The organism is Bradyrhizobium erythrophlei (assembly GCF_900142985.1).
Classification (GTDB): domain Bacteria; phylum Pseudomonadota; class Alphaproteobacteria; order Rhizobiales; family Xanthobacteraceae; genus Bradyrhizobium; species Bradyrhizobium erythrophlei_B.
The window spans coordinates 2716877-2736300 of record NZ_LT670849.1; the positions used below are offsets into that span (position 1 = coordinate 2716877).

Annotated in this window: 19 protein-coding genes and 1 tRNA gene; 15 read left to right on the forward strand and 5 right to left on the reverse strand. The window is 61.2% G+C overall.

Annotated elements, in window-relative coordinates; genetic code table 11:
• Positions 1–376 precede the first annotated feature (376 nt).
• Together BUA38_RS12490 and BUA38_RS12495 are read right to left on the reverse strand one after the other, a co-directional pair.
• Entirely contained in the window at positions 377–1000 is a 624-nt protein-coding gene (locus BUA38_RS12490) for a DUF4865 family protein (RefSeq protein WP_197685951.1), read from the reverse strand.
• A 76-nt stretch (positions 1001–1076) separates the two neighbouring features.
• Complete coding sequence (locus BUA38_RS12495) at positions 1077–1460, reverse strand: tautomerase family protein (RefSeq protein WP_072818191.1); 384 nt, start codon at positions 1458–1460, stop codon at positions 1077–1079.
• Between the two features lie 111 nt (positions 1461–1571).
• Here BUA38_RS12495 and BUA38_RS12500 point away from each other — a divergent pair, with 111 nt between their 5' ends.
• The 4 genes from BUA38_RS12500 to BUA38_RS12515 all read left to right on the forward strand — a co-directional run bounded on the left by BUA38_RS12500 (position 1572) and on the right by BUA38_RS12515 (position 4998).
• A complete protein-coding gene (locus tag BUA38_RS12500) occupies positions 1572–2423 on the forward strand; it encodes a LysR family transcriptional regulator (protein ID WP_072818192.1) in 852 nt (283 codons plus the stop codon).
• A gap of 131 nt (positions 2424–2554) precedes the next feature.
• A complete protein-coding gene (locus tag BUA38_RS12505; protein WP_156898507.1) occupies positions 2555–3556 on the forward strand; it encodes an AlbA family DNA-binding domain-containing protein in 1002 nt (333 codons plus the stop codon).
• Between the two features lie 1045 nt (positions 3557–4601).
• Positions 4602–4781: a hypothetical protein gene (locus tag BUA38_RS12510; RefSeq protein ID WP_072818194.1), complete on the forward strand. Its 180-nt coding sequence runs from the start codon at positions 4602–4604 to the stop codon at positions 4779–4781.
• A gap of 13 nt (positions 4782–4794) precedes the next feature.
• Positions 4795–4998 (forward strand): hypothetical protein, encoded by a 204-nt coding sequence (locus BUA38_RS12515; RefSeq protein WP_072818195.1) that lies wholly within the window; start codon positions 4795–4797, stop codon positions 4996–4998.
• Between the two features lie 873 nt (positions 4999–5871).
• Here BUA38_RS12515 and BUA38_RS12520 read toward each other — a convergent pair.
• A tRNA-Ser gene (locus BUA38_RS12520) sits at positions 5872–5958 on the reverse strand.
• Between the two features lie 324 nt (positions 5959–6282).
• The gene (locus BUA38_RS12525; protein WP_072818196.1) at positions 6283–7404 is read right to left on the reverse strand and encodes an ROK family protein; all 1122 of its coding nucleotides are present in this window, start codon (positions 7402–7404) and stop codon (positions 6283–6285) included.
• A 329-nt stretch (positions 7405–7733) separates the two neighbouring features.
• Between BUA38_RS12525 and rplU the strand changes: the two genes are divergently transcribed.
• From rplU to BUA38_RS12540, 3 genes are all read left to right on the forward strand, one after another.
• The gene (gene rplU, locus BUA38_RS12530; protein ID WP_072818197.1) at positions 7734–8243 is read left to right on the forward strand and encodes a 50S ribosomal protein L21; all 510 of its coding nucleotides are present in this window, start codon (positions 7734–7736) and stop codon (positions 8241–8243) included.
• An 84-nt stretch (positions 8244–8327) separates the two neighbouring features.
• On the forward strand, positions 8328–8597 hold the full coding sequence (gene rpmA, locus BUA38_RS12535) for a 50S ribosomal protein L27 (protein WP_072818198.1): 270 nt from the start codon (positions 8328–8330) through the stop codon (positions 8595–8597).
• A gap of 156 nt (positions 8598–8753) precedes the next feature.
• The gene (locus BUA38_RS12540) at positions 8754–9344 is read left to right on the forward strand and encodes a GNAT family N-acetyltransferase (protein WP_072818199.1); all 591 of its coding nucleotides are present in this window, start codon (positions 8754–8756) and stop codon (positions 9342–9344) included.
• Between the two features lie 7 nt (positions 9345–9351).
• On the opposite strand, the gene BUA38_RS12545 is transcribed toward BUA38_RS12540, so the two are convergent.
• Positions 9352–10269 (reverse strand): DMT family transporter, encoded by a 918-nt coding sequence (locus BUA38_RS12545; protein WP_072818200.1) that lies wholly within the window; start codon positions 10267–10269, stop codon positions 9352–9354.
• A gap of 290 nt (positions 10270–10559) precedes the next feature.
• Between BUA38_RS12545 and obgE the strand changes: the two genes are divergently transcribed.
• The 8 genes from obgE to BUA38_RS12585 all read left to right on the forward strand — a co-directional run bounded on the left by obgE (position 10560) and on the right by BUA38_RS12585 (position 19315).
• Entirely contained in the window at positions 10560–11624 is a 1065-nt protein-coding gene (obgE, locus tag BUA38_RS12550) for a GTPase ObgE (protein WP_072818201.1), read from the forward strand.
• A gap of 68 nt (positions 11625–11692) precedes the next feature.
• Positions 11693–12835, forward strand: coding sequence for a glutamate 5-kinase (proB, locus tag BUA38_RS12555; RefSeq protein ID WP_072818202.1), 1143 nt, complete (start codon positions 11693–11695; stop codon positions 12833–12835).
• Between the two features lie 284 nt (positions 12836–13119).
• Positions 13120–14412 carry a glutamate-5-semialdehyde dehydrogenase gene (locus BUA38_RS12560; RefSeq protein ID WP_072818203.1) on the forward strand — a complete coding sequence of 431 codons (1293 nt, stop codon included), beginning with the start codon at positions 13120–13122 and terminating at the stop codon, positions 14410–14412.
• Between the two features lie 40 nt (positions 14413–14452).
• The gene (locus BUA38_RS12565; RefSeq protein WP_072826074.1) at positions 14453–15085 is read left to right on the forward strand and encodes a nicotinate-nucleotide adenylyltransferase; all 633 of its coding nucleotides are present in this window, start codon (positions 14453–14455) and stop codon (positions 15083–15085) included.
• A gap of 489 nt (positions 15086–15574) precedes the next feature.
• Complete coding sequence (gene rsfS / locus BUA38_RS12570) at positions 15575–15925, forward strand: ribosome silencing factor (protein ID WP_072818204.1); 351 nt, start codon at positions 15575–15577, stop codon at positions 15923–15925.
• Between the two features lie 129 nt (positions 15926–16054).
• Positions 16055–16537, forward strand: coding sequence for a 23S rRNA (pseudouridine(1915)-N(3))-methyltransferase RlmH (rlmH, locus tag BUA38_RS12575; protein ID WP_072818205.1), 483 nt, complete (start codon positions 16055–16057; stop codon positions 16535–16537).
• 37 nt (positions 16538–16574) lie between these two features.
• Positions 16575–17939 (forward strand): murein hydrolase activator EnvC family protein, encoded by a 1365-nt coding sequence (locus tag BUA38_RS12580; RefSeq protein WP_072818206.1) that lies wholly within the window; start codon positions 16575–16577, stop codon positions 17937–17939.
• A complete protein-coding gene (locus BUA38_RS12585) occupies positions 17936–19315 on the forward strand; it encodes a S41 family peptidase (RefSeq protein WP_072818207.1) in 1380 nt (459 codons plus the stop codon). The genes BUA38_RS12580 and BUA38_RS12585 overlap by 4 nt, the downstream gene beginning before the upstream one ends.
• Positions 19316–19424: the final 109 nt, after the last annotated feature.

Below are 19424 nucleotides of genomic sequence, written 5' to 3' on the forward strand. Positions count from 1 at the left end.
ATGAGAGATGGGAAACGGTTGATGACGTCAGCTCCGCCAGACGGCGGAGCGCGCCACGTCATTTGGCCCTTACGGGGCACGTCAAACGTTGGATCATCAATCCGGGCGCAGGCAATACAATTGGCCGCGAGAGACGTTGAACAGTTGGTGAGCGCGGACACGCAGGCCCAGCGGGCCCCGTGGCTCGTGTCCCGGATGCGGTGCAGCGTCCCTTACGGTGCACCGCCGATCCGGGATCCATCTTTTCCGAATGCGGAGTAGGTCCCGGATCTGCGTGGCGGCCATAGCGCGTCGAAGACGCGCGTAAACGCGCTGATGGTATGCCGCAACGCGTCCGGGACACGCGTACGCGAAGCCAAGCATCGGGGTGAATTGCTTACGCCGTTGCCGGTTCACGCTTGGCGGGCGTCGCCTCCGGCAGTTCGGCGAGCAGCGGCCGCGCGAGATAGAGCACCTGATAGACCGTGCCTTCGTCGCGCGCGCTCGGTTCGTTTTCGGACAGCAAAACGCGGGTGAACTTCCACCGCTCGGCGTCGATACCGACAGCCGCAGCAACGGCGCCTGCGCGTTGCGCCAACTGGCTGTTACGTTCGATCTCGGCGGCGAAGGCTGCCGTCAGATCGGCATCGAGCGGAATGTCCTGCTCCTGCTTGATGGCAAAGCGCGCCTCGCGCCCGCTTCCCTTGGATGCATCGAGCACCACACGCGTCTCGATCGCGGCGCGGCCAAATGTGTCGGTGACGAACCTGTAGCGGCCATCCACCAGGAAATTGCGGAAGGCTTCGTCCTCGCGCCACAGATAGAGCGAGGAATATTCGTTGGCGATCGCGCCGAAATGCCCGCGCTCGCGCAACAGGAATGCCTTGAAATAAAGCGCAGGCACCGCATCCCACAATTGACCGCGCACGTGAGCGCGCTTGCGGATGGCGCCGACGTCGTGATCGGCCGGCAGCCGGTGGGCGTAGTGGGCGATGATTATGATGGTCTCCTTTGATTTGATTGAGTCGAAACTAGACTCTCGTTTTGTTTTGACGCGTTTTCTTCACGCGAACCGGTGCCCACTTCGCTTGAAAACCCTATTCGGCGTATTGCGCGATGCCGTTTCCGAACGACCAGTTCTCGGGCAGGACCTCGACGAGATTGATGAAGACGTCTTCCGAGCGGACGCCGGGATTCTTCGACAAATTGTCCACGATCGCGCGATAGAGCGCTTTCTTCTTCGCCACCGGGCGCGTGTTGCTGACGGTGAGCTGGATCAGCACCAGATTGTCAGTACGCGCGATGCCGCGATAATTCGCGCTGTAGCTGAAGTCCGTCTCGTCGTGCTCCGAAATGACCATGAAGCGGTCTTCTTCCGGCACGTCGAAGGTAGAGCGCATCGCGTCATAGACGCCGTCCAGAATGGCTTTGCGGTAAGCGGCGGGCTTGCCCGCCTTAAGGGAAACGCGAACCAGCGGCATGTTGACCTCCTGTTGTCGTGATCTCGACCGCAGAGATAGCACCGCATCAATCATTGTAAAATGGTATTAATTGCTATATCAATGATATCGATTTCAAATGGATAGATCTCCATGAAAGCGCTCGACCTCGAAGCCGTGCAGGCCTTCGTCCTCACGGCCGATCTGAAAAGCTTCACCCGCGCCGCTGAAGCGATGGACACCACGCAGTCGGCGGTCAGCCTCAAGATCAAGCGCCTGGAGGACGGTCTCGGCCGCAAGCTCTTGGAGCGAACGCCGCGGCTGGTGCGGCTGTCGGCGGATGGCAACGCCTTCCTCGAGCCGGCGCGCAACCTCATCGCCGCGCATCACGGCGCGGTCGGTTCTTTCGGCCGCAAGCAACGCCGGCTCGTCGTCGGCATCAGCCATCATATCGTCGGCAGCGAACTGCCGGTGTTGCTGAAGCGGATGAGCGAGTCCGAGCCTTCGCTGGTGCTGGAGATGCGCGTCTCGACCTCGCACGAGGCGCTGGAAGATTTCGAGCGCGGGAAGATCGACGCGGCGATCGTGTTGCGGCACGACAATCGCCGCCGCGACGGCGAGACCATTTTGCGGGAAACCTTTGGCTGGATGGCGGCGCCAGACTTCGAATACCGCATCGGCGAGCCGTTGCGGATCGCGACGCAGGCGGCACCTTGCAGCGTGCGGAGTCTCGCGCTCGACGCGCTGAAGGCGGCCGGCATTGCCTGGACCGAAGTGTTTGTCGGCGGCGGCGTTTCGACCATTGGTGCTGCGGTCTCCGCGGGCCTTGCTGCTGCCGCGCTCGGCCGCCGCGTCGCGCCGCATGATGTCATCGATGCCGGCGCGAAATTCGGTCTGCCGCCCCTGCCCTCACGCGACGTGGTGCTGCATGCGAGCGTCAATGACCGCGCGACGAAGAATTCGCTGAAGACGTTGGCGGCGACGATCCGGGCGACGGCGGGGTGAGTGGTTGGTGTAGAGCTCGGATTCTAAAGAAAAAGTATTCGATTTGCGACGCGATTGACGCTATTCAATCAAAGGTAGATCATCCATCGATTAGAATAGTACGCCTCTCTGGCGAAAAAGCGAACACGTGGATGCTGCTACTGAAAACTCGAGCTGATTTGGAAAGGTTGGTCGAAGAAGGCCTGCAGGAAAGTCTTACCCTCGAATACAAGGCATCGTCTGCACTTCAGAAGACCAGCGAGGCTCGTGCGGAATTGGTGAAAGACGTGACCGCTTTTGCGAATTCGGCGGGAGGCCAAATCATATATGGCATCAGCGAGCGCAAGGGCGGCATACCGCAGGGCATTGATGCTGGGGTAGACGCCAAAACGTTTTCACCGGAATGGTTGGGCCAAGTTATCGAAACAAATTCTGCTCCGAGAATCCAAGGTCTACAGATAGAAACAATCGTATTGAGCCAGGGCAATCCGACGCTGGTCGCTTACGTGCTTTCTATTCCGGCGGCCGTGACGTTTGCGCCCCACCAGAATTCAATCGATATGAAGTATTATCGGCGCTTTGAATCACGATCAGTGCCGATGCACGATTATGAAATAAGGGACGTTCTGCGTCGGGGAAAGTCACCGGAATTAAGCGTGAATTTTCTCTTTGCGGATGGTGGCGGCAAGACAAAGGACCACCGACACGCGGACGAAGTAATTGAGATCGAAGCAGCAATGCAGAATCTTTCTCCTGAACCTGCGCTGTACAGCTTGTTTGAGTTTTACTTTCAAAGTGAATTGATCATCGTCGAAACCGGCGCGTTCAGAAAAATTGATCCAAATTTGATTCTGGAGCCGTTTGCGCTGCACCGGCTTCAAAAATCGTTCATCACTCCGCCCGATTTTCCAATGTTGAAGGGATCTAGCGTGACCGTCGGGCCACCACGTATCGCGATCAGGATTCCGCGAGATTATTTCGGAAAGCCGCACTACTTCGCAATTGGTTATAGCGCGTCCACGGTTGGATTCAGTCAAGTCAAATATGCTGGGCTTCTCATGAACGAAGGCGCTTTGACAATTTCGGACTTTTTTACAGTGGATGAGGCTGCAAGAAAGTTAGCGGAACTAAAGGCACCTGCCGTAGCAAGCTAGTTACGCCAACTAAGCTGCCGCAATTCCTGCGAGCGGGGGGATGCATGGACTGGACTAAGTGGCGCCGCCGCGTGAGAGCAAACCGGAATCTAGAATGTCCTAGTTGTTTTATTTTCGACCTTCGGAATCTTTCTATTAGCTCTTGGACTTTCAGTGTTGTCCTTACTTCTCGGTTGATTGGTTAGACGACATCCTCATGAGAAGTGGCAACCCGAGCACGTATCTGCCGTTCGCAATCTGCCCGTCGTGCCAATCATCGCCAACATTTCCGCTTGGCCCGTCGGGCAAATCACCTTTAGAAGCCTCGCCGTCTCGCGCCCGAAAAGAGGGACGTACCGCGATCGTCACGGACGTTGGGCGCGGGATGCGATGGACGCTTTTCGGTTGCGCGAGACGGGCGCGGCCAAAGCGTGCGGCGAAATCGTGTGGTCCTGATCTCCCGACGCTGGGATCACGTTGGCGATGATGCTTGCGCTATCTGCGCCGACCACGGTGGCTAGCAAGCCCGGACACCGGGGAGAGCGCGTCATAAACCGCAAGACCATCGTGCAGGGCCGCGCAAAGATTTGGGCCAGGTGATTTGGGATGCCCAATCCCGACGGCGGCGGCACCAGCACAGATCGGTGATATCGACGGCCGATTAACTAGTCGCAGCGTTTGGCGAGCCTTTTGGGTCTTTTTAGAAGCATCCGCTTGGCCTTGGCATCTGCACGCTTCTTGAGTTCGATCTTGATTCTTTCGATCAAGGTCGTCACTTCCGATTTCTGAATTTTGAGAGTGGAGTTCACGTCGGCGCCCTCCGAAGACCGGCAGGCTAGTACGTTTTGGGAATAGGGCAACCTGCAAATCGTTTCCAATCTCCATTTCGTTGGCGGAAGCGACTTCCATAGCGCAACCCGGTCCCGAGTCTTCGGCTTGCGGCCAAGATCGTGACGAAAGTCGCCGCCATTAAACCTAATCAGCAATCTTAATCAGCGGTTTTTCTCGCGGCGCACCATTGCTGCGCTATCGTCATCTCATCGGTCACTGAAATTGGAGGTGATCCATGAGCGATAAAACAAGCAAAAACCTCGCGCAACGAGAGGCTGGAAGGACTTTTCAGCGCTCCAGTAAATCGATCGCAGCGACGGAGTACGGACAAGCGCAGGAAGCTTTTCGGAAAAATTACGAACGATTGAAGGCTGAGCGCCTGGCAAGAGAAGCGGCGAAGTCCGACGACAAATAACGGCGAGGACCGAATGGCAAAAGACAGTTACGCGAAACCGCAAAAGAGCACCAAGGCCGAGCTGCATGCGATGCTGGCCGAGGCGGTCCGCAATACGCAGCCCCAGCGGGAACCCGAGCCCGAGCCGGTTCGCGAGGCGCGACCCGCGCCGAAGCGCAATGCGCGAACGCGACCCGCACCGAAGCGCACGGCGAAAAGCAAAAGAGTTCGCCGCTAGGACGGTGCGATCCAGCGCTCGCCACCCAATCCAACTGATTGGCGGAGCCAATAACTTCTCCAAATGATTCCGCCAACAAAATCCAAGGAAACGCGGCCCGCTACACGCGAGCGTTTCCCGCGAAGACCATCACACCATCATCATCACAGCCGATCTCACTAATCGACGCCTCGACAACGCGATGCACCTTTTGCCCGTCGCGCCAATCCGTCGCGGACAATTCCGCTTGCCCCGTCGGGCAAATCACCTTTAGAAGCCCGCGCGTCTCGCGCCTCTCAAGGGCGTATCGCGATCGTCACGGACGTTGGCGCGGGATGCGATGGACGCTTTCGGCAGCGCAAGACGGGCGCTGGCTGGAAGCGTGCGGCGAAATCGTGTGGTCCTGATCTCCCGACGCTGGGATCAAGTTTGCGGGTGACGAGCCCGCGAACGACGGTGGCTAACAAGCCCGGACACCGGGGAGAGCGCGTCATAAGCCGCAAGAACCATCGCGCAGGGAATGCCGGATGTTTCGGCGTACCTGTGGTGACTAACTCGTGTGCTTTTTTGTTTTGCACGCGAGGCTGCGGGTGCGTTCGCGCACCGGCATTCCCTGTGCCCTCTTCTTACGAGGGACACGACGATGCATCACTCGGGCGCGAAACGTGCCGCGGGAAGGTGGAGGTGTGTCTGCTCTCGGTGTCATCGCCCGGCTCGACCGGGCGATCCAGTATTCCAGAGACAGTCGTGCTTGAGCCGATAGGCCTCTGGAATGCTGGATGCCCCGCGCGGGGCATGACGGCGAGTGAGCTGTTTGACATGTGAATCTGGATCAAGCCGCACACTCGGTGCGGGTGGCATGTCACCTGAAGCCAGCAAGGGCGAAGGGCGGCGCGGAGAGGGGGGGATTCGAACCCCCGATAGGCTTGCACCTATGCCGCATTTCGAGTGCGGTACAATCAACCACTCTGCCACCTCTCCAGGTGCAAATCAGGGCAAATCGGCTGCCCTGGGTCGAGGCGAGTTCTAGGCGAGGATGTCCGGCCAGACAAGGCGCTGGCGCTCTAAAAATTCCACCGGGCGAGGAGAAGTGGGACCGCCAGACGCGGAAAAAACCGGCGGTCCCGTGTCGGCTCATTGAAATTGCTGGTCGGAAGTGCGGCTTCGCGGATCCAGCCTGAGCGACGGGGACGAGCCTAGCGATCCCGAAACGCGCGGCAACGCGATCCCGTTCTTAACCTAACCGCTCAAGGTTACCGGGCGCGCGGCAGAGACGGACCGAAGCAAAAGCAGGCCTAAGACGGCTTAATCGCCCTTCTTCTTGTCCTTCTTGTCGTCGCCGCCGCGGTCCTTTTCCTTGTCCTTATCTTTGCCGTTCCGGCGATTGGAAAAGCGCGCATTGCCGAGCCCGGTGCCGATGGTGAGAACGCCCCAATGCTCGACATCCTGCATGAAGGGAACCTCCGACAGGCCCTGCGCGACGCCGTCATTGTGCATCAGAATCGCCGTGTCGTGATCGCCGATCATGGGGATCGCCTCGACCAGGCTCGCCGGCAGATTGAATTTGCTGCTTTCCCAATTGCCCGGCAGGTTCTGCGCGCCTTTTTCGATCGATCCGTCTTCGTTGATCACGCCGGGACAGGAGATCCCGATAAAGGGCGCAAGCTTGAGGCCTTCTGCTTCGGCCTCTTCGATCAAACCTTTCAGCATCTTGACCATGCGCTTGATGGCGCCCTCGCGCGTCGGCTCGTCATCGGCATGACGCCAGAGCTCGGAGTGCCAAACCTCGGCTTTCGACAGGTCCTTCGCCTTCTTCCAGCGGGTTTCGACCACGCCGCAGCGGATATTCGTGCCGCCAATGTCGATGGCGAGAATGCTGTCATAGCCCTCGAAAATCCACGACGGCGCCAAGTGCAGGCAACCGATCAGGCCGGCATCGTCCGGATCGAAACGGATCGGCAAGAGGTCGATCTTGAAGCCCTCGGCTTTCAAGAGACTATCGGTGCGGGCAATGGCGAGTTCGCCGACCCGGCTCTGGCGAAAGCCGCCGCCGACCACGATGCGCTCGGTGTCGGCCCAGGCCTTCTGCTTGAGGAAGCGCGACGTCACATAGGCGAGTTCACTGGCGAATTCCTCGATCGCGCCGTGCACCAGCGCCGCCTTGCCGACGTCATCGCCCGACAGGGCTTCATCGAGTTCGCTCTTGCTGATTTTGGCGGCGGATTTTTCGCCGAGCGGGTCCTCGCCGTTCTTCTTCAGCGGCTTGCGCAGGTCGTCGAGGATTTTCCGGAACGCGCCCTTGCTGGCGCGGTCGCCGATAAAACCGTCGTCGTCCTTCAATTCGACGTTGAAACTGTCGACTTCCACCGATGGCAGGCGGGAAGCGCCGTGCCGGGCAATTCCGGTCGCAAGGACTTCCTCAGCCATGTTACCCCAGCCAGTGCTTGAATGGGGACAACCGTCGGGAACCCCATTGGTTTCACCGGGATAGGCGGGAGCGGCGGGAAGCCGGCCGGAGGCGCCTTGGGCGCGCAAATCCCACGAAAATGGCCGGTTTTTTGGGCCATTTTCCTTGACTTGGGGCCTCTAGCGGCTATAAGTCCGGCACCCGGCGCGGGAGGTTTCTCGCGCTGTTTGTTTTTGCGCTGATTTAAGGCTTTTGGCCCGTCGCGCGGAAATTGAACCCATAACGACTGAAGAAAAAGCCGGCCCGGACTTTTGTTCGAGGCCGGGACCGAACACGAAGGAATAAAACGATGTTCGCAGTCATCAAAACCGGCGGCCGGCAGTACCGCGTCGTTCCGGATGATGTGCTCGAGATTGGCAAGATCGCCGGCGACGTCGGCACGATCGTGCAGCTTGGAGAAGTTCTTTTGGTCGGCGGCGAGTCCCCGATCCTTGGAACGCCCACGGTGGCCGGCGCGACCGTTGCAGCCGAAGTGTTGCAGCACAAGCGCGGACCGAAGGTCATCTCCTTCAAGAAGCGCCGCCGCAAGAATTCGCGCCGCAAGCGCGGCTATCGGGACGAGATCACGGTGCTTCGCATCACCGAGATCCTGACCAACGACAACAAGCCAACCGTCGGACCGCGCCCGAAGCGCGAGAAGGTGGTGGCAAAGCCCGAGAGCGACTCGGACGAGGCGCCGAAGGCTGCCAAGAAGGCCGCGCCGAAGAAGCCGGCCGCCAAGAAGGCCGCTGCCAAGCCTGCCGCTAAGCCAGCGGCAAAGAAGGCGCCGGCCAAGAAGGGCAAGACCGACAAGAAGTGATACGCTTCAGAAGAGCGTGACACGAAGTGAAATGAATTCGTCAACGAATTGATCTAGAGATCACGTAGAAGTTGGAGACGGGCCATGGCTCACAAAAAAGCAGGCGGTTCATCACGTAACGGCCGCGATTCCGCGGGCAAGCGCCTTGGCATCAAGGCCTATGGTGGCGAGCATGTGATTCCCGGCAACATTATCGCGCGTCAGCGCGGCACGACCTGGCATCCCGGCCTTAATGTCGGCATGGGCACGGACCATACTCTCTTTGCGAAGGTGGAAGGCCGTGTCGAGTTTCGTGCGAAAACTGGCGGCCGCACCTTCGTATCGGTGATTCCGATGGCGGAGGCGGCCGAATAGACGGTGGAACATGCTGATTCCGCCGGGTCCTGTTGAACCGGCGGAGCGCTTAGAGGCTCCAAGGGGAGGCGGGAAACCGGCCTCCCCTTTTCTGTTGCGCGCCTGTCGCTAGCGATGCGCCGCAACTTTCCAAGAGTGACCCTCAAGGAGCCTCTGATGTTGCAGGATATCCCGCCCACGGCGTTGCGCGAGGCTGGACGTTGCATTCTCGATACCGAGCGGCTGACGTTGCGCCGGCCGACGCTCGCCGACGTCAACGCGATTGCACGTCTCGCCGACAATCGCCGCATCGCGGTGAACACCCGCCTGCCGCATCCGTATTCGCAAAATCACGCCGTCGAGTTTGTGCGCCACGTGGCGAGCCAGCCGCGCGAAGTCGTGTTCCTGGTCGAACACAATCACACGCCGATCGGAATGGTCGGCGCCGGTTGGCGCGAGGCCGAGACTCCGGAGCTCGGCTACTGGCTGGGCGTGGACCATTGGGGGCAAGGCTTTGCCACCGAGGCCGCGCGCGCGGTGCTCGATTTCACCTTCGAGGAGTTCGACATCGCGTTCGTCCGCTCCTTTGCGCGGGTCACCAACCCCGCCTCGCGCAACGTGCTGGAGAAATGCGGCTTCCAGTGGAGCGGCGTGGAATTGCATCGCTTCGAATCGATCGGATCGTCGGCTCCCGTCGACTGCTTTCGACTGACGCGCGGCGTCTGGGCGTCGCTGAAGAACTGGGGCAGTTCGACGCGGCGCAAATAATGCACGCTCAGGCGGGCGGGCTTACTGCAATTTCAGTCCGCCCGAGCTGCCGCTCGCGGAAGAAAATATATAGCCCGGCGCCGATGACGACGGTGGCACCGATCGCTGTCGACAGTGACGGCACGTCGCCGAACACGATATAGCCGAACGCGACCGCCCAGACGATCATCGTATATTGATACGGCACGACGGTGCTGGCGGGCGCGAGCTTCAGCGAACGGTTAACGCAGAGCAAAGCGCAGGCCGAGATCGCGCCGGCCGCAAAGAACAGGACAAGGCTGCTCCAGGTCGGCGTCACCCAGCCGGCAGGCGCAATCACGAGGCCGAACGCCAGCCCGCCCGCGAACTGCGCCGAGACCAGCACGATGTCGGGCGTCGTTCGCAACAAGCGAGTGGTCAGCAGCGAACACGAGAACGCCAGGCTGCCGGCCAGCGCGATCATCGCCGGCCACGTGATCGTCTGCGCCGACGGTTGAAGCGCGATCAGGACGCCGCCAAATCCGACCAGGATCGCACTCCAGCGCCGCCATCCGATGCGCTCGCCCAATACCAGCCCCGACAAGGCGGTCACGAAAATCGGCGTCGCCTGGTAGTAGGTGACGACGTCGGCGAGCGGCAGATAGACGGTGGCGAGAAAGAAAGCGGCGATCTCCAGCGTCGACAGGACGACACGCAGCAGTTGCAACCAGGGCCGGTCCATGCGGCGGAATTCCGCACGATGCCGCCAGATCGATGGACCCATCAGCGCGAACGCCGCGCAGGAGCGCAGCAACATGAGCTGTCCGACCGAATAGGTCGCCACGATATATTTGCCGAGCGCGTCGCCGAACGCGAACATGGCGACCGCCGTCAGCATCAGCAGGATGCCGCCAAGGCGCGTGGAACGATCGTCGGTGACGGAGGATATGGTTGCGCGAAGGCTCATTGAACGAACGGTAAGCTAGATGATGGCGCCCACCTATCAGGTTGGCCAAAACCTCTCCAGCTCCGGTTTGGCATTGCTGCCATCGAAGCCGCCGATTGACCTGGCAGTCGCGGAGAAAAGGCCTGAAAATTAAGGCTTCCCGTCAAAATCGATGATTTGCAGGGTTGCCGCAGCGCGGCCCCTGCCCTACTTAGAACCTCGGCGCAGAACCGAGGTTCTAGACTGACGTCTTGACGCGTTTTCTTGACGCGAACCGGTGCCCACTTCGCTTGAAAACGCTATGGTAGCCCATGAAATTCCTTGACGAAGCCAAGGTGTATATCCGCTCCGGCGACGGTGGAAACGGCTGCGTGGCCTTCCGTCGCGAGAAGTATGTCGAGTTCGGCGGCCCTTCCGGCGGCAATGGCGGACGTGGCGGCGATGTGATCGTCGAAGTGGTCGACGGGCTCAATACCCTGATCGATTATCGCTATCAGCAGCACTTCAAGGCCCCGAAGGGCACCAATGGCATGGGCAAGGACCGCCATGGCGCCAACGGCAAAGACATCGTGCTCAAGGTGCCGGTCGGCACACAGATCTTCGACGAAGACAGAACGACGCTGATCCACGACTTCACCACACTCGGAGAGAAGTTCGTGCTTGCCGAAGGCGGCAATGGCGGATTCGGCAACGCGCATTTCAAGTCCTCGACCAACCGCGCCCCGCGCAACGCCAATCCCGGCGAAGTCGGCGAGGAACGCTGGATCTGGCTGCGGCTGAAATTGATCGCCGACGCCGGGCTCGTTGGTTTGCCCAATGCCGGCAAGTCGACCTTCCTGTCCAAGGTCAGTGCAGCAAAACCCAAAATCGCCGACTATCCCTTCACGACGTTGCACCCACAACTTGGCGTGGTGAATGCCGACGGGCGCGAGTTCGTGCTCGCCGACATTCCCGGACTGATCGAGGGTGCACATGAAGGCGCGGGTCTCGGCGATCGTTTCCTCGGCCATGTCGAGCGCTGCCGCGTTTTGCTGCACCTCGTCGATGCCACGACCGACCATGCCGGCAAGGCCTACAAGACGGTGCGCGCCGAGCTCGAAGCCTACGCAGGCACGCTTGCCGACAAGATCGAGATCGTCGCGCTGAACAAGATCGACGCGGTGACCGCGGAAGAGTTGAAGAAACAGAAGGAGCGGCTGAAGCGTGCTTCGAAGAAGACGCCGCTTCTGATTTCAGGCGTCACCGGCGAAGGCGTCGAGACCGCATTGCGGGCGCTTGTCGAGGTCATCGGCGAAGCGCCGGTTTCCAACAAGGCCAAGGCCGGTGCGCAGGCCGAGCCGTCCCAGGCTGAACCTTGGGCGATGCCGCCGGGCTAATTGCCTGTACCGTTGCACCATCTGCTATAACACCCTTCGAAGCTCCGCCCACACGGCTACAGAACGCCATGGCCCGCCCGAGTTTAAAAAACTTCCGCCGCATCGTCGTCAAGGTCGGCTCTTCGCTGCTGGTCGATTCGGCTGCCGGCGAAGTGCGTGCGGCCTGGCTTTCGGCGCTGGTGGACGATCTTGCCAAATTGCACCGCGAAGGACGCGACGTGCTGGTGGTCTCATCCGGCTCGATCGCGCTGGGCCGCGGCCGTTTGAAACTGCCGCGTGGCGCGCTGAAGCTGGAAGAAAGCCAGGCGGCGGCCGCCGTCGGGCAGATCGCGCTGGCCCGCATCTGGTCGGAAGTTCTGGGCGCGCATGGCATCGGCTCCGGGCAGATCCTCGTCACTCTTCAGGATACCGAAGAGCGCCGCCGCTATCTCAACGCACGCTCGACCATCGCCAAGCTCCTCGAATGGCGCGCGGTGCCGATCATCAACGAGAACGACACGGTCGCCACCAACGAAATCCGTTATGGCGACAACGATCGCCTCGCCGCGCGCGTGGCCACGATGACGAGCGCAGATCTTCTGATCCTGCTCTCCGATATCGACGGCCTTTATACGGCGCCGCCGGTCGCCAATCCCGACGCCAAGCTGATCCCGATCGTGGAGTCCGTCACCTCGGAAATCGAGGCGATGGCGGGAGCGGCCGAGTCCGAACTGTCGCGCGGCGGGATGTACACCAAGATCGAGGCGGCCAAGATCGCCACCATCGCCGGCACGCATATGCTGATCGCCTCGGGCAAGATCGAGCATCCATTGCAAGCGATCGCCGACGGCGGCCGCTGCACCTGGTTCCTGACGCCGGCCAATCCCGTCACTGCGCGCAAGCGCTGGATCGCCGGCTCGCTCGAGCCAAAGGGCACGCTGACCATCGATGCCGGCGCGGTCAGCGCCCTGCGCGCCGGCAAAAGCCTGCTGCCAGCCGGCGTGATCCGGGTGGACGGCCAGTTTGCCCGTGGCGATGCCGTGGTGGTCCGTGGACCCGACACCCACGAGGTCGGCCGCGGGCTTGTGGCCTACGACGCCGACGACGCTGAGAAGATCAAGGGCCGCTCGTCCGGCGATGTCCTGACGATCCTTGGCATCAGCGGCCGGGCCGAAATGATCCACCGCGACGACCTCGTCATCGGCCCGAGCGGATCGCTTCCAACAGGCTAGCGAACGTGGCCGCGGGCCACCATTTGGCGATGCCTACCGCGGCGGCACCGGCAAGATCGCCAAAATGGCTGTTCTGGCGCGCATCTGGCGCGCATGGGGATAGATAAAACCCGAAACCGTGCTGAATCGATGCCGGAGATTTCACGAGCTCGAAAATATAGCCTCGTTTTCGCAGGGCCAATGGCCGACCCTCCTCGCCCGCCGCTCCTGCATCTTGAGGTCGCGCCGGCCTTCGCAAACGGCGGTTTTTCATGCTAAAGCATGCTCTTTACCGGGATTTGGACATGACCGCGCCGCTGAAGGCGATCGACGGCAACGCCGATTTGACCGAATTGATGACTGTTCTCGCTGCGCGGGCACGTGGCGCCGCGCGCGTGCTGTCGCTCGCGCCTGCCGAGCAAAAAAACAAGGCGCTGGAAGCAATCGAACGCGCGATCCGGACGAATTCCGCAGCGATTCTCGCCGCCAATGCCGAAGACGTTGCTGAGGTTCGTGCCAACGGTGCGACATCGGCCTTCGTCGACCGCCTGACGCTGACTCCAAGCCGCATCGATGCGATGGCCGACGGGGTCGCAACCGTGCGCGCGATTCCCGATCCGGTCGGGGTCGTAACCGAACGCTGGCAGCGTCCAAATGGCATGACCATCGAACGCGTTCGCGTGCCGCTCGGTGTCGTCGCAGTGATCTTCGAAAGCCGGCCCAATGTGGCCGCCGACGCCGGCGTGCTCTGCCTGAAGTCCGGCAATGCCGTCATCCTGCGCGGCGGCTCCGACAGTTTCCGTTCCTGCCGCGCGATCCACGACTGTCTGGTGCAGGGCTTGCGCGAGGCTGGCTTGCCCGAGGCGGCGATCACGCTCGTGCCGACGCGCGACCGCGCCGCGGTCGGGCTATTGCTGACGGGATTGAATGGCGCGATCGACGTCATCGTGCCGCGCGGCGGCAAGAGCCTTGTCGGACGCGTCGAAGCGGAAGCACGCGTGCCGGTGTTCGCGCATCTGGAAGGCGTCAATCACGTCTACGTCGATCACGCCGCCAATCTGGATATGGCGAAATCGATCGTGCTGAATGCCAAGATGCGCCGGCCCGGAGTCTGCGGCGCGGCCGAGACCTTGCTGGTCGATCGCAAGGGCGTCTCGACGTCGCTCAAGCCCCTGGTCGAAATGCTGCTCGATGCCGGTTGCGAAGTGCGCGGCGACAGCACCGTGCAGCAAACCGATGCACGGGTGAAACCGGCTTCCGACGAAGACTGGGACACCGAATATGAGGACGCGATCATTGCGGCCAGGGTCGTGGACGGCCTTGATGAGGCGATCGCGCATATCCACACCCACGGCTCGCACCATACCGATGCGATCGTGACCGACGATCAGGCCGCGGCCAACAAATTCCTCAACGAGGTCGATTCGGCGATCGTGTTGCACAACGCATCGACCCAATTTGCCGATGGCGGCGAATTCGGTTTCGGCGCCGAGATCGGAATTGCCACCGGCCGATTTCACGCCCGCGGCCCTGTGGGCGCCGAACAACTGACGAGCTTCAAATATCGCGTTCACGGCACGGGGCAGACGCGGCCGTGATGTACACCACTGCCCGCGAGCGGGGAACGCGTTGAGAAAAATCTCTCCGGCCGCGTCCACTGTGGCGTCCGCCCTTCCGCCTTATGCCAACGGCATGCGCATCGGCCTGTTGGGCGGCTCGTTCGATCCGCCGCATCTGGCCCATCGCGCCATCAGCCTGTTTGCGATCAAGCGCCTGAAGCTTGACCGGGTGTGGTGGCTGGTGACGCCGGGCAATCCGCTCAAGGCCGACCGCGCGCCGCATGACCTTGCCGAGCGCATGGAAGCGGCGCGGCAAGTTGCACGCGATCCGCGCATCGAGGTGAGTTGTCTCGAATCCGTCATCGGAACGCGCTACACTGCCGAGACGATCAGATATTTGTGCCGCCGCGCATCCGGTCTGCATTTTGTCTGGATCATGGGAGCGGACAATCTTGCGCAATTTCACCGCTGGCATGATTGGCGAGTTATCGCATCCGAGGTCCCGATCGCGGTGATCGATCGCCCGCCCCAGACCTTCCGCGCTCTCGCTTCGCCGGCCGCCCAGGCTCTCGGACGCTACCGTCTTCCAGAAATTCACGCGGCGGGCCTTGCCGAACAGCCCACACCGGCCTGGGTCTTTCTCACCGGCCTGAAACTGTACCTGTCATCGACCGGTTTGCGGAACCAGGACGGAAGCTGGAGGACGGATTGAGGTCGCAAGCCGACCTCTCTAGTGGTCCGATTCCAACATTTGCATCCGATATGGCTGGCATTTTTGCAAATGTTAGAATCAAAGGACCACTAGCAAATATAGGTTTCTAGTGGAGTGGATTTGACATTCGCATTACGCACTCCGGGCTACAGTGTAGCGAATGTCAAATCCACTCCACTAGCATCAAAATACCGGTCGCCCACATTTTCCGAAGTTCATGTCGGGAGTGGCCGGATCGAGGCTTTCGAACTTCGGAAAACGGTGGGGTACCAGTGTGGCGGATTTGACATTCGCTACCTACGTCAGAACCGGGACACTGGATATTGAAACCATTAACCCCACATGCGTAGAATGAGGGCGGGCGTCCGAAGGATTCGGGTGTTCGCGATACAGTGAAAGGAATGGTCCCTGGCCACGTCTGTATTGTCCAAGTCTGTTTTACCCAAGGCAACCAAACCCGCGCGTAAAACATCGACCCAAGCTGCGGCCTTGAAGGCGCAACCAGACGCCGACAAGACCCTGAATATGATCCTCTCCCGCCTCGACGATATGAAGGCGGAAGAAACGGTCACCATCGACCTTCGCGGCAAATCGGCATTTTCCGACTACATGGTCGTCACCACCGGCCGGGTGAACCGGCACGTTGGCGCGATCGCGGAAAACGTCGCCAAAGGTCTCAAAGAAAGTGGAATCAAAAATCCCCACGTCGAAGGTCTGCCCAATTGCGATTGGGTGCTGATCGATTCCGGGGACGTGATCCTCCACATCTTCAGGCCAGAGGTCCGCGAGTTCTACAATCTCGAAAGATTGTGGACGCAGGGTCCGGCGAAGGCGGTCTAGCTTTCGGTCGAGAGTGGGGTTTGGAGTCCGGCACTTGCTTCCTGGGACCTCGTTCCGGAGGACGGCAAGTGTCAACTTGGTGGTCAGCCAAGTCTGTCTAGACGCAAACCCGAGCAGCTTGGCCTGATCATGCGCCTTCTCGTCATCGCCGTCGGACGGCTCAAGCAGGGGCCGGAGCGGGAACTCGCCGAACGCTATCGCGAGCGGTTCGACGACATCGGCCGCAAGCTCGGATTTCGCGGGCTTGAGATTCACGAGTTGCCCGAGAGCCGCGCCCGAGACGCAAATACCCGTATCTCAGAGGAAGCTGCGGCCATTTCGGCGGCAATCCCGCCCAAATCCGTGCTGGTCGCGCTCGACGAACGCGGTGACAGCCTCGACAGCGGTACATTCGCCCGGAATCTCGCCCGCTGGCGTGACGACCAGGCCGCCAATACTATCTTCGCAATCGGCGGCGCGGACGGACTTTCGCCTGAATTGCGGCGCAAGGCACAAATGAGGATGGCCTTTGGCTCCGCGACCTGGCCGCACCAGATGGTGCGCGTCATGCTTCTCGAACAGGTCTACCGTGCGGCCACCATCCTGGCAGGCCACCCCTATCACCGCGCATAAGGCGCAAAGCGCGCTGGCGTAAGGCACAACTGGATTGATGCAACCGGCACGGAACAATCCGCAACCTTACGGCGTCGCCCGCCGCGACGCGCTGGCCCGCCTTTCGGCCATTTTCGTTTCCGCCAGTTTTGTCTCGGTCGGCGCCCCCGCAACGGCGCAGGTTGCGCTACCTGCGCCGCAAGCGGCCGCATCGCCTGACGCAATCAAGCAGCGCGAGCAGGAGCTCGAGGCGACCCGCGCGCAGCAAAAGAGCTCGACCGAGTTGCAGCAGCAATTCAAGGCCGAGATCGCCGCGATCGGTCAGGACCGAGCTAAGCTCAATGCGCAGTTGATCGATGTCGCCGCGCAAGTCAGAACCATTGAAAGCCGAATCGGCGACGCCGAGACGCGGCTTCGCCCGCTCGATGCACGCGAGCAGGAAATCAGAGGTTCACTCGATTCGCGTCGCGCCGAGGTGGTGGAAGTGCTGGCGGCCTTGCAGCGCGCCGGACGCCGGACGCCGCCCGCTCTGCTGGTCAGGCCCGAGGATGCGCTGCAATCGCTCCGAACCGCGATCCTGCTCGGATCGGTTGTGCCCGAATTGCGTGCCCGTGCCGAAGTCCTGGCCAAGGACCTCGGCGAGCTCGTCGCCTTGCGCAAGGCGATTGGCGCCGAGCGCGATCGCCTGGCCGCCGACCGCGACCACCTGAGGGACGACCAGACCCGCCTTGCGGCCCTGGTCGACGAACGTCAGCGCAAACAAAGCGGAATCGAGAAGGACCTGGAGAGCGAAGGCTCGCGCGCCATTGCGCTCTCCAAGCAGGTCGACAGCCTTCAGGGCTTGATCAGCAAGATGGAACAGGACGTCAGGAGCGCGGCGAAAGCTGCCGCCACGGCCACCTTGCAGGGAGCGCCCAATCCAGCCGACGGGAAGCCGAATCTAAACGGCCTGAAAAACCCGTCCCGGTTGAGCCCGGCCATCGCTTTCGCCTCCGCCAAGGGATTGCTCGCTTTGCCGGTCAACGGTGTGAAAATACGGGATTTTGGCGGTTCCGACGGTGCAGGTGGCGTCGAAAAAGGCATTTCTTTGGCGGCCCGCGCCGGCGCGCAGGTCACAACCCCGTGTGACGGCTGGGTCGTTTACGCTGGTCCGTTTCGCAGCTACGGACAACTCTTGATCCTCAACGCCGGGGGCGGGTATCATGTCCTGATCGCCGGAATGGGGCGCATTTCGGTTAACATCGGACAGTTTGTTCTTACGGGGGAGCCGGTCGCGACCATGGGGACAACATCCCAGGTCGCTTCGATACTGGCAACCAGTGCCAGCCAACCCGTGCTCTATATCGAGTTCCGTAAGGACGGCACTCCCATTGATCCAGGCCCATGGTGGGCCGCAAATGAAGGCGAAAAGGTTCGCGGATGATGCGCAAGACTTCTCTCATTCTCCTCAGCGCCGCCACCGGCGCGGCATTGACGCTCTTCGTAACCCAGCCCCGTTCGGTGATGATGGGCTCGATTGCGCGCGCCGCGACGTCGGATACCTACCGCCAGCTCAATCTGTTCGGCGACGTGTTCGAGCGGGTGCGCAGCGACTATGTCGAGAAGCCTGACGACAGCAAGCTCGTTGAGTCCGCGATCAGCGGCATGCTGAGCGGCCTCGATCCGCATTCCAGCTACATGGATGCCAAGAGCTTCCGCGACATGCAGGTGCAGACCCGCGGCGAATTCGGCGGGCTCGGCATCGAAGTCACCATGGAAGACGGCTTGATCAAGGTGGTGTCGCCGATCGACGACACGCCGGCGTCCAAGGCCGGCATCCTCGCCAACGACATCATCACCATGCTCGACGACGAGCAGGTCCAGGGCCTGACGCTCAATCAAGCGGTTGAGCGGATGCGTGGCCCGGTCAACACCAAGATCCGGCTCAAGGTGCTGCGCAAGGGCGCGGACAATCCGATGGACATCACGCTGGTGCGCGACAACATCCGCGTCCGCTCGGTACGCGCGCGCGTCGAGGATGACGACATCGCCTATATTCGCATCACCACCTTCAACGAGCAGACCACCGAAGGCCTGAAGAAGGAAATCGCCAACCTGCAAAACCAGCTCGGTGACAAGCTGAAGGGCTACATCATCGACCTGCGCAACAATCCCGGCGGGCTTCTCGAAGAAGCCGTGACCGTTTCCGATGCCTTCCTCGAGCGCGGTGAAATCGTCTCCACCCGCGGACGCAACGCCGAGGAAACCCAGCGCCGCTCGGCGCGTCCGGGCGACCTCACCAAGGGCAAGCAGGTGATCGTACTGATCAACGGCGGATCGGCTTCGGCGTCCGAGATCGTCGCCGGCGCGTTGCAGGACCACAAGCGTGCAACGCTGATCGGCACCCGCTCGTTCGGCAAGGGTTCGGTTCAGACCATCATTCCGCTCGGCGCCGGCAATGGCGCCCTGCGCTTGACCACGGCGCGCTATTACACGCCGTCCGGCAAGTCGATCCAGGCCAAGGGCATCGTGCCCGACATCGAGGTGTTGCAGGACGTGCCGGATGAGTTGAAGGCACGCACCGATACCAAGGGCGAAGCCTCGCTGCGCGGTCACCTGACCAACGGCAGCGACGAGAAGACCGGTTCGCAGTCCTACGTGCCGCCGGATCCCAAAAACGACAAGGCGCTGAAGATGGCCGACGACCTGTTGCATGGCGTGAAGGTCAACGCCAGCGCGCCGGCCAGCGCAAGCGACGACAAGTCGACGACCGACAAGGCCTCGGTCGAAAAGCAACCTGCCACCAAGGAAGCCAATTAATCGGCTTGGCGCTGTTTTCCACAATCAAAGGGCGGCCCCGCGGGCCGCCCTTTTTGTTTGCCGTCATGAACCTCGAAAGCGCTCTGATGAGGCCGATCGGGCGGCTCTC